Source organism: Cryobacterium adonitolivorans, assembly GCF_004402695.1.
Lineage (GTDB): Bacteria > Actinomycetota > Actinomycetes > Actinomycetales > Microbacteriaceae > Cryobacterium > Cryobacterium adonitolivorans.
Window position 1 is genome coordinate 124,932 of the sequence record NZ_SOFL01000023.1, and the last position, 7,642, is coordinate 132,573.

Genomic DNA, 7,642 nt, shown 5'->3' on the forward strand with positions numbered 1-7,642 from the left:
CGACACGGCTCCGAGATATCGCACAGGCCACACAGTGGAGTCCGGGTATGCCAGCATGGAGGCGTGACGGACCCAGACTGGCATCCCCCGACCACCTCCCCAGACGTGCCTCGCTACGGCGAATACGCCCCGGCGGGCGCGCCCGGCACCCCTCCGATGGCCCCGGCCGGCGGCTACCGGCCCAGTGCGCCGCCAGCCTGGACCCCGCCGCCCAAGCCCGGCCTGATTCCTCTGCGCCCTCTCGGTTTCGGCACCCTGTTGGGGGCTCCGTTCCAGGTTCTGCGGCGCAACCCCAAGGCCACCTTCGGCAGCGCCCTGATCGTGCAGGGCGCCACGCTGTTGATCACCCTCCTCATCGTCGGCCTGGTGAGCTTCTTCGCCCTGAGCCGGGTCGCCTCGGCCCCGGTCGACGAACAGGATGCCGTCGAGGCCGGCGCGATGCTCACCATCGTGCTGTCCGCCCTGGTTCCCGTCGCCCTGGCCATCGTCGCGTCCGCGCTCTTGCAGGGTGTGATCGTGCTCGAAGTGTCCCGGGCGACGCTGGGCGAAAAGCTGCGTCTGGGCGCGCTGTGGCGCCAGGTGGGCACGCGGGTGTTGCCGCTGGTCGGCTGGACCCTGTTGCTCAGCGCGGCGCTGTTGGTGGGTGTGCTGCTCATCGGCGGCCTGGTCTACGTGTGCGTCCTGCTGGGCGGCGCGTGGATCGCGTTGGCCGTGATCGTCGGCGTCTTCGGCGGGCTGGGGCTCGTCGCGCTCGGAGCCTGGGTGACCACCAAGACCGCAATCGTCCCGAGCCTGATCGTACTTGAACGGTTGAGCATCCGGCAGTCCATCCGGCGCTCGTGGTCGTTGACGGGCGGGTTCTTCTGGCGCACCCTGGGGGTGTTGCTGCTGATCTCGGTGATCGTGAACGTCGTCGCGCAGGTCGTGACCACCCCGCTATCGCTGTTGTTCAGCGTGGTGCTCAGCCTGATCGACCCGAACGCCGCCTTCGACGCCTACATCCCCGCCATCGTGCTCTACGTCCTCACGCTCCTGATCGCCCTGGTCCTGGGCGCCGTGACCGCCGTCGTGCAATCGGCCGCCGTCGCCCTGATCTACATCGACCTGCGGATGCGCAAGGAGGGCCTCGACCTCGAGCTGCAGCGGTTCGTCGAAGCGGCCCCTGGCACGAAGGCGAGCGATCCCTACCTCCCCCGCACCGCGCCCGCCGACGCCGCTTTGCACCCCGAACCGGGGGCGCCCTGGGCATGATCACGGGGTGGGGGCCGCTTCTGCCGGGGATGGGGATCCCGGTGGATCCCAGCGCGCCCGACGCGCAGCAATGGCTGCGCGATGAGCTCGCCAAGGCTCCATACCAGGCGGCCAGGCCCACCTGGTTCGACAGGCTCTCCCAGGCGATCCTCGACTGGTTCTCCTCGCTCTCCTTCGTCGGTGACGGCAGCGGGGGCTGGATCCCCCTCATCGCGACGCTGATCGGCATCGCCCTGCTGGTCACCGCCATACTCGTCTTCGGGTTGCCCAGGCGCGCTCGTCGCCGACGCAGCGCCGTGGGAATGTTCGCCGCCGACGATCGCCGCACCGCGGATCAACTCCGTAAATCGGCCGCCGCCGCCGCGTCGGCCGGCGACTGGACCCTCGCCAGCGAGGAGGCCTTCCGGGCCATCGTCCAGGGCCTGGCGGAACGCACCATCCTGCGGCCGACACCGGGAACGACGGCGCACAGCGTGGCCGAGCTGGCCGGCGACGCGTTCCCCGACGAACGAGCCCGGCTCAGAAGCGGCGCGAACGTGTTCGAGAGCGTGCGCTACCTCGGCGGCGCGGGAACCGAGCAGGGCTACTGGGCCCTGGTCGACCTCGACGCCGACCTGCGGGCCGCCCGCCCGCGCTCGGCGGAGCCGGTCGCGCCGGTGGCCCCGTGAGCGCCGTGGGCACCAGGACCCCCGTGACCCCGGTGTCGAGCACACCCACCATTCGTGGCGTTTTGCGGAGATCGGTGTTCTGGGTTGTCGCCGGGGTCGGCGCGCTGCTCGTCGCCGTCATCGCCTTCGTTCTCACCGGGTCAGGGGGCACCGCCGGCCCCCGGCTCGGGGCCGACAACCCCGCCCCGGCCGGCGGCATGGCCGTCGTCGAGGTGCTGCGCCAGCAGGGGGTGACCGTCGTTCCTGTCGACACCCTCGACGAGGCCGGCGACGCGACGGCCGCGGCCGGGAACGCCACCCTGTTCGTCTCCGACGAGTCCGGCTACCTCAGCACGGCCCAGCTTGCTCGGCTCGACGACCTGAGCTCCCGCGTCGTTGTCGTGGACCCCGATTTCCTCGCCCTGCAGGCCCTGGCCCCCGACGTCGGGTTCGGCGGCGTATCGACGGCGGACTCCCTGAGCGCCGAATGCACGCTTCCGGCCGCCGAGCGCGCCGAGACGATCTCGCCCGGCGGCAAGACCCTTGGCCTGCCCGCGGGCGCTGCCGGTTACACGGGCTGCTTCCCCGGCGAGAACGACACATACTCGGTGATCGAGCGGGTCACGGATGACCGCACCGTCACCCTGGTCGCCGACACCGCGGTGTTCGCCAACGACGAGATCGCAACGTACGGCAATGCCGCGCTGGCCCTCAACCTCCTCGGCGCCGTCGACACCCTGGTCTGGTACCTGCCGACACTGGCCGATGTGCCCGTCACCGGCCCGCCGTCACTGGGCGCGCTCACGCCCGGCTGGGTGACGCCCGTTCTGCTCCTGCTGGTGGGCGTCACGATAACCGCCATGGTGTGGCGCGGCCGCCGGTTCGGCCCTCTGGTCGCCGAAAACCTGCCGGTGGTCGTGCGGGCCAGCGAAACCATGGAGGGACGCGCCCGGCTGTACGCCCGAACCAGCGCCCGGCTGCGGGCCATCGACGCGATCCGGATCGGTGCGGTGGCCAGGATGGCCCAGGCTGCCGGATTGCCCCGGACCGCCCCGCTCGACCAGGTGATCCGCGCCGTGGCCGCGCTCACCGCCCGGCCGCCAGAGCGCGTCCAGGCCGTGCTCGTCGGCGAGATGCCGGGCAGTGACGCCGCAATGATGGCTCTCTCCGACGCCATCGACGAACTGGAACGCGCCACCGCCCTCGCCGCCCGCCCGCCGGGTGCCGGACCGTCCCCCACCGCTCCCCCGTCAACCGGAAGAATGGAACCATGACCAGTCACGCCTCGACATCCGCCGAGACCAGCCCCGCCGAAGCCTCGACCGACAACCTGCGCCGGGCCCTCGCCCAGGTGCGCACCGAGGTGGGCAAGGCCGTCGTCGGACAGGACGGCGCCGTCACCGGGCTGATCATCGCGCTGCTCACCCGCGGTCACGTGCTCCTGGAAGGCGTACCCGGTGTGGCCAAGACCCTGCTGGTCCGGTCCCTGAGCCACGCGCTCAGCCTGGACACCAAGCGGGTGCAATTCACCCCCGACCTGATGCCGGGCGACGTGACTGGATCGCTCATCTACGACGCGAAAGCCGGCGAATTCGAGTTCCGCAATGGGCCCGTCTTCACGAACATCCTGCTCGCCGACGAGATCAACCGCACACCGCCGAAGACCCAGTCCGCCCTGCTGGAGGCGATGGAAGAACGACAGGTCAGCGTGGACGGGCTCTCGCTCCCGCTGCCGGAACCGTTCATCGTGGCCGCGACCATGAACCCGATCGAATACGAGGGAACGTACACGCTCCCGGAGGCCCAGCTGGACAGGTTCCTGCTCAAGCTCGTGCTCGACATCCCCGAGCGCGACGTCGAGCTCGAGGTGCTGCGCCGGCACGCCAACGGATTCAGCCCGCGCGACCTCACCGCTGCGGGAGTCACTCCGGTGCTCGGTGCCGCCGAACTCGCCGCGGCCCAGGCCTCCGTCGCCGCCGTCGGCGCGAGCCCCGACGTCCTGGCGTACATCGTCGACCTGGCCAGGGCCACCCGGCACAGCCCGTCGGCCAAGCTGGGCGTGAGCCCCCGGGGCACCACCGCCCTCCTCGCCGCGACCAAGGCGTGGGCCTGGCTCAGCGGGTACGCGTCAATCACCCCCGATCACGTGCAGGCCATGGTGCTGCCGGTCTGGCGGCACCGCATCCAGCTGCGCCCGGAGGCGGAACTCGAGGGCATCACCGTCGACACGATCCTGCACGGCGTCCTGCAGCAGGTCCAGGTTCCGATCTAACCGATGACGCGCATCCGATGACACTGACCGGCCGATTCGTCCTCCTCGTCGCCCTCGGCGTCGTGCCCATCGTGCTGTTCGGCGACACCACCGCCAGTGCACTGGCCATCCTGGCCGGCTGGCTGCTGCTCGCCCTGACACTCGGGAGCATCGACCTGGCCCTCGCCGCATCGCCGCGGCGGCTGACCCTGGCCCGGGTGTTGCCGTCCAGGGTACGCCTGGGTGAGGAGGTGACCAGCGAGCTCTATCTCAGAAACAATGGCCCGCGCCCGCTTCGCGGCATCGTCCGCGACGGGTGGCAGCCGTCGGCCGGCGCGGGCAATAACCGCACGACGGTGACGCTGCCGCCTGGGGAACGACGCCTGGTCGCGCTGACGCTGCGCCCCACCCGGCGCGGAGAGCGCACGGCGTCTCACGTGACGGTGCGTTCGAGAGGTCCACTCGGCCTCTGGGCGAGGCAGGCCACCCTCACCGCCCCCGCACAGATCAGGGTGCTGCCGCCCTTCCATTCCCGCAAGCACCTGCCGTCGCGGATCAGTCGGCTCAAGGAGCTCGACGGCCGCACCAGCGTGCTCGTGCGCGGGCAGGGCACAGAGTTCGACTCCCTGCGGGAGTACGTTCGCGGTGACGACGTGCGGTCCATCGACTGGCGCGCCACCGCCCGCCGCAACGATGTCGTGGTGCGCACCTGGCGCCCCGAACGAGACCGGCGCATCGTGATCGTCATCGACACCGGCCGGACCTCCGCCGCCAGGGTCGCCGACGAGCCGCGGCTGGACACCGCCTTTGAGGCTGCGCTGCTCCTGGCCGCCCTGGCGTCCAGGGCCGGCGACAGGGTGGATTTCCTGGCCTGGGACCGCCGGGTGCGGGCCAGGGTGCAGGGCGCGTCAGGAGCCGGACTGCTCAGCCGTATGGTGGACGGCATGGCGCTGATCGAACCCGAGCTCATCGAGATGGACTGGACCGCGCTGCCCGGGCAGATCCGTGGCATTACCGGCCAGCATGCCCTGGTGGTGCTGCTCACCCCGATCGATGCCCCCGGCGCGTCGACGGGGCTCCTGTCGGTGCTCGGTCAGCTCACCGCACGGCATACCGTCCTGGTGGCGTCGGTGACGGACCCGACGGTCGTCGGGCTGGCCCGTCACCGCGGCACCCGCGAAGACGTGTACCGGGCCGCGTCGGCCGAACGCACGATGCTGGACGCCACCCGGGTGGCGGCCGCGGTTCGGCAGCTCGGTGCCGACGTGGTCACCGGCGCCCCCGACCAGCTGCCGCCGGCCCTGGCCGACCGCTACATCGCTCTCAAGGCGGCGGGCCGGCTCTAGGAGACCGCGGCGTCAGCCGGCGAAGACCCGGGCGCTGCCCGCCTCGAACTCGGCTAGGTCGCCGGTCTCGCCGGCGCGCACGGACCGGCCGCCAAGCACCAGCATGTAGGCGAGGAAGGCGAGCAGGGCCGCGGCCCCGATGCCGATCTTCACCGGCCAGGGCCAGGGCGCGGGGGTCACGAAGCCTTCGATGATGCCGGACACCAACAGCACGAAGACAAGACCGATCGCCACCGTGAACAGGGCTCGGGCATCCTCGGCCAATGCCTGGCCGCGGGTGCGGGCGCCCGGCGCGATCCACGCCCAGAAGATGCGCAGGCCCGCCGCCGCCGCCACGAAGATCGCGGTCAGCTCGAGCAGGCCGTGTGGGGCGATGTAGAGGAAGAAGGTATCGCCCTCGTCGTACGCGAACATTACCGCAGCGGTGATGCCAAGGTTCTGGGCATTCTGCAGAACGATGTAGGGCACGTGGACGCCCAGGATGCCGAAGGCGACACACTGCGCCGCGATCCAGGCGTTGTTGGTCCATACCCGCCCGGCGAACGACGCTGCGGGGTTCTCGGAGTAGTACGACACGAAGCTCTGGTTGGCGACCTGCTCGAGCTCGGCGGGCGAACCGAAATTGGCCAGCACATCCGGATTGTTGGTGGCCCAGACCGCGTAGAGCGTTGCGACGACAGCCGTCACCACGGCCACGGCCAGGGTGAGCCAACGCAGTCTGTACAGCGCGGCCGGCAGTTGGGTGAGGAAGAATCGCGGCAGTTGCGAGAGCACGTTGGTGCCCGCGCCGGTGAAGCGCAGCCGGGCCCTGGACAGGAGCACCGAGAGCCTGTCGCCCTGCATCGTCGAACCGGCGGCCGTCTTGATGACCGAGAGCTGAGTGGCACCGGCCTGGTAGGCCTGGATCAGTTCGTCCGACTGGGCGCCGCTGAGCTGCCGCAGGTGGCCGAGTTCGGCCAGGCGGTCCCATTCGGCGCGGTGCGCCGCTGAATACGCGTCAAGATCCATCTGGTTCAATAGTAGACATGGCGGAGCCCTGGAAAGCAGCCGATCACGGTGAAGATTCCCTGATCGAGCACGAGCTGGTGACCGGAGAGGCCGTTGCCCTCGATGTTCGCCCAGCGAGCGTCATCCTGCGTGGTGCGGGAACGATGATCGATTGGGTGGCCTATGTCGGCTTCTTCCTGCTCATGGCGCTGGTGGTCTCTGTGCTGTTCGGCGACGGCATCGACGAGGCCCTCGCCCAGGCGCTGGCCATTTCGGGGCTGGTCTTCTCTTTGCTGATCGTGCCGACGCTGGTCGAGACCGCCTCGAGGGGCCGTTCCCTCGGCCGCTGGGCCGTCGGCGCGCGCATCGTGCGGGATGACGGCGGCGCTACGGGGCTGCGGCACTCCTTCATCCGCGCGTTGATGGGCGTGATCGAGATCTTCCTCACCTTCGGCGGCATCGCGGTCACCTGCGCTCTGCTCAACTCGCGTTCCAAACGCCTCGGTGACCTCTTGGCGGGAACGTACAGCCAGCACGAGCGGGTACCGCGGTTCAGCGAACCCACCTTCATGCTGCCGCCGGTCCTGGCTTCCTGGGCCGCCACTGTGGATGTCGCCCGGCTGCCCGATCCGCTGGCGCGCCGGGTGGCGCAGTTCCTACGTCAGGCACACCAGCTCTCACCTGACACCCGGGTACGGCTGGCTGCGAGCCTCGCCGCCGAAGTGGCACCGTTCGTGTCCCCACTGCCGGCGGTGCCGCCTGAATACCTCCTGATCGGCGTGGCCGAGGTTCGGCGTAACCGCGAGTACACCGGCCACATCCTCGAACGCGGCCGGCTCGAGAAGCTCTCCCCGGTCCTGACCGGGCGTCCCCACGACTTCCCCGAACGCTGACCTCTCCCCCCGCGAGCTGTGAGTTAAGCCCCAAGATCCTCGTTTTTTAGGTGCTTTGCTCACGGTTCGCGGATGCGTGCGGGTCGCCTACCAGCGGGAGCGGGGCGTTGCTCAGCCTGGGTGCGGGCATGCCATGTTTCGTGAGCTGTGAGTTAAGCCCCGAAGTCTCGCGCGTTGTGGTGCTTTGCTCACGGTTCGCGGGACCCGGGGTGGGGGGTTAACGCACAATGGCCACCCCGGAGGGTGGCCATTGTGTGTGTTTCTAAG

Annotated in this window: 7 protein-coding genes; 6 read left to right on the forward strand and 1 reads right to left on the reverse strand. The window is 70.1% G+C overall.

Going from position 1 to position 7,642, the window contains the following annotated elements; genetic code table 11:
- The first annotated feature begins 63 nt into the window (after positions 1 to 63).
- From E3O42_RS07340 to E3O42_RS07360, 5 genes are read left to right on the forward strand one after another with little or no spacing between them, the layout of a single operon-like run.
- The gene (locus E3O42_RS07340) at positions 64 to 1,251 is read left to right on the forward strand and encodes a hypothetical protein (RefSeq protein ID WP_134453303.1); all 1,188 of its coding nucleotides are present in this window, start codon (positions 64 to 66) and stop codon (positions 1,249 to 1,251) included.
- A gap of 41 nt (positions 1,252 to 1,292) precedes the next feature.
- Positions 1,293 to 1,919 (forward strand): DUF4129 domain-containing protein, encoded by a 627-nt coding sequence (locus E3O42_RS07345; protein WP_241984699.1) that lies wholly within the window; start codon positions 1,293 to 1,295, stop codon positions 1,917 to 1,919.
- Positions 1,916 to 3,172, forward strand: coding sequence for a DUF4350 domain-containing protein (locus E3O42_RS07350; protein WP_241984700.1), 1,257 nt, complete (start codon positions 1,916 to 1,918; stop codon positions 3,170 to 3,172). The genes E3O42_RS07345 and E3O42_RS07350 overlap by 4 nt, the downstream gene beginning before the upstream one ends.
- Complete coding sequence (locus E3O42_RS07355; RefSeq protein WP_134453305.1) at positions 3,169 to 4,170, forward strand: AAA family ATPase; 1,002 nt, start codon at positions 3,169 to 3,171, stop codon at positions 4,168 to 4,170. Before E3O42_RS07350 ends, E3O42_RS07355 begins: the two co-directional genes overlap by 4 nt.
- A gap of 17 nt (positions 4,171 to 4,187) precedes the next feature.
- Positions 4,188 to 5,495: a DUF58 domain-containing protein gene (locus E3O42_RS07360; protein WP_134453306.1), complete on the forward strand. Its 1,308-nt coding sequence runs from the start codon at positions 4,188 to 4,190 to the stop codon at positions 5,493 to 5,495.
- Between the two features lie 12 nt (positions 5,496 to 5,507).
- Here E3O42_RS07360 and E3O42_RS07365 read toward each other — a convergent pair whose 3' ends face one another.
- A complete protein-coding gene (locus E3O42_RS07365; RefSeq protein WP_134453307.1) occupies positions 5,508 to 6,503 on the reverse strand; it encodes a stage II sporulation protein M in 996 nt (331 codons plus the stop codon).
- Positions 6,504 to 6,520: 17 nt separating this feature from the next.
- On the opposite strand from E3O42_RS07365, the gene E3O42_RS07370 reads away from it, so the two are divergent.
- Entirely contained in the window at positions 6,521 to 7,375 is an 855-nt protein-coding gene (locus tag E3O42_RS07370) for an RDD family protein (protein WP_134453308.1), read from the forward strand.
- Positions 7,376 to 7,642: the final 267 nt, after the last annotated feature.